This is a genomic window from Vibrio clamense (assembly GCF_050337905.1).
In the GTDB taxonomy this organism is placed as follows: Bacteria; Pseudomonadota; Gammaproteobacteria; order Enterobacterales; family Vibrionaceae; genus Vibrio; species Vibrio cortegadensis.
Genome location: NZ_JAKJTJ010000061.1, coordinates 1 through 1,912, shown reverse-complemented (window position 1 = coordinate 1,912; position 1,912 = coordinate 1). Strand labels below are relative to the sequence as shown.

At 41.1% G+C, this 1,912-nt stretch carries 4 protein-coding genes; all 4 read left to right on the top strand.

Annotated elements, in window-relative coordinates; all coding sequences use genetic code 11:
* Positions 1 to 255, top strand: a 255-nt coding sequence (locus L4C39_RS20005) for an IS3 family transposase (protein WP_429747741.1), incomplete at its 5' end; no start/stop codon positions are given.
* A gap of 66 nt (positions 256 to 321) precedes the next feature.
* The gene (locus tag L4C39_RS20000; RefSeq protein ID WP_171757590.1) at positions 322 to 984 is read left to right on the top strand and encodes a DUF3047 domain-containing protein; all 663 of its coding nucleotides are present in this window, start codon (positions 322 to 324) and stop codon (positions 982 to 984) included.
* 155 nt (positions 985 to 1,139) lie between these two features.
* The gene (locus L4C39_RS19995; protein ID WP_429747739.1) at positions 1,140 to 1,586 is read left to right on the top strand and encodes a hypothetical protein; all 447 of its coding nucleotides are present in this window, start codon (positions 1,140 to 1,142) and stop codon (positions 1,584 to 1,586) included.
* 188 nt (positions 1,587 to 1,774) lie between these two features.
* On the top strand, positions 1,775 to 1,912 hold a 138-nt coding region (locus L4C39_RS19990; RefSeq protein WP_429747743.1), incomplete at its 3' end, for a transposase.

Genomic DNA, 1,912 nt, shown 5'->3' with positions numbered 1-1,912 from the left:
GCTTATAAGTATCAGGACTTCATGCGAAAGCATGGAGGAGTACCAAGCATGAGCCGTCAGGGTAACTGTTGGGACAATGCGGTAATGGAGTCGTTCTTCAGTCGACTGAAAGTCGAATTGATTTACGCAGAAGATTATCAAACAATCGAAGAAGCCCGAATGGGGATCTTCGAATATATCGAAGTGTTCTACAATCGAAAGAGAAGACACTCAGCGTTGGGGCATGTCAGTCCCGTTGAGTACGAAAGTATGTAGTTATGTACTGTCTACTTTTTGTGGGGTACACCAAACAACAAATAAGTTTGGCTGGAGGCTAAATTAATGGAAAGGTTACTATTTTTCGCATTATCTATGCTTTGTTTTTCTGCCAATGCAAATATTAATGTGACTTCATTCGATACCGATGGGATTGGTTCATGGGATGAGCAAGTATTTTCAGGTGAAACTGTATATGAATTGGTTGAACTTGACGGATTTAGTGTATTAAAGGCATCTAGTCATAACAGTGCTTCAGGGCTTGCTTTGAAAATACGAATTGATTTACTCGATACGCCGTTTATGAGTTGGAGTTGGCGCGTTTCTGAAGTTCTCCCTGCGTTAAACGAACATAGTAGGGATGGAGATGACTATGCTGCACGAATCTATGTTGTTATTGAATCGGGTTTTATGGGCTTAAATACGAAAGCTCTTAATTACGTTTGGTCGGGTTCGCAAGACACTGGTGAGGTCTGGGATAACGTGTATGCGGGTTCAAGCGTTAGAATGCTCTCAGTGCGAGGGCATCTATCAGATGTAAATACTTGGTATTATGAAAAACGTAATGTGTACAAAGATTTGATTGATTGCTTTGGTGATAAGGGAAGTGTAGAAAAGAACATGGAAGCATATCGTTATATTGATATTATTGCCGTAATGACCGATACAGATAATAGTGGTTTGATAGCGGAGTCTTATTATGGTGATGTTTATTTTAGTGCCGAGTAATGTTGTTATAACAAAGCATTTAAGAGGGATTCTCAACGCTTGGCATTTTTGTATCTACTTCAAATTTAGTGTTTACGGTACAATACTTTAGGTCGGGTGGAGGCGTTGTTCACCCCTTAATGCGGCGTTATGTGCAAGGAGGGAAAGGGGAACTTATGACGCATAGAATACTATTAATATTTGGCTTATTGAGCTTACAAGGTTGCAGTTATGCCATTGAAATGGCTTTTTATAATAATACTGACAATGAAATCACAATTTGTAACCTCAATTTAAAAAAGCCTACCTGTCAGACCGTGGCTGCCCAATCACTGATTAACGTTACTTTGGTTGGTGATATATACAGTCCCCAGTTAAACTTTAATATCGGAGCTTTGAATCAAGAAAGGATGTATTCGTTTAACGTAGAGTACCCCGAGCAAGCTTCAGAGGTATATTGTAAAACGCACTTTATTACAGCAAAAGTCTGCGATATACCCGTACAATATGAGCCAAGTGGTAATTTATATTGGGCAGGAGAAAAATTTGAGCTACCTGTATCTGATTTTCCTGATCAGCCGAGCGGTTTCCCTGTAGTACCGATTGATGAACCAAGCACATAACAAACAATTTAAGCTGACAGCCAACGCGTGGCATTTTCAGTACCAAATGGTTTAGGTGTAATCGGTGCGTTGCTTTAGGTTCAGGTTTGCGTTGGTCTGCAACTTAATTGGGCGTTATACCTCCGAGTACCCCACGTTTAGTAGACACTTTACTAAGTTAGATCTAGGGTCTAATTGAGAGGTGATTTATGGCTAAACATCGTAATCCAGCGTACACCGAAGAATTCCGCAAAGAAGCAGTTCGTCTGTCCGAGCTTCCAAGTCGCACAGCCGCATCCGTTGCGAAAGAATTGGGCGTCAGCGCCCAACAGCGCCCAACAGATTGC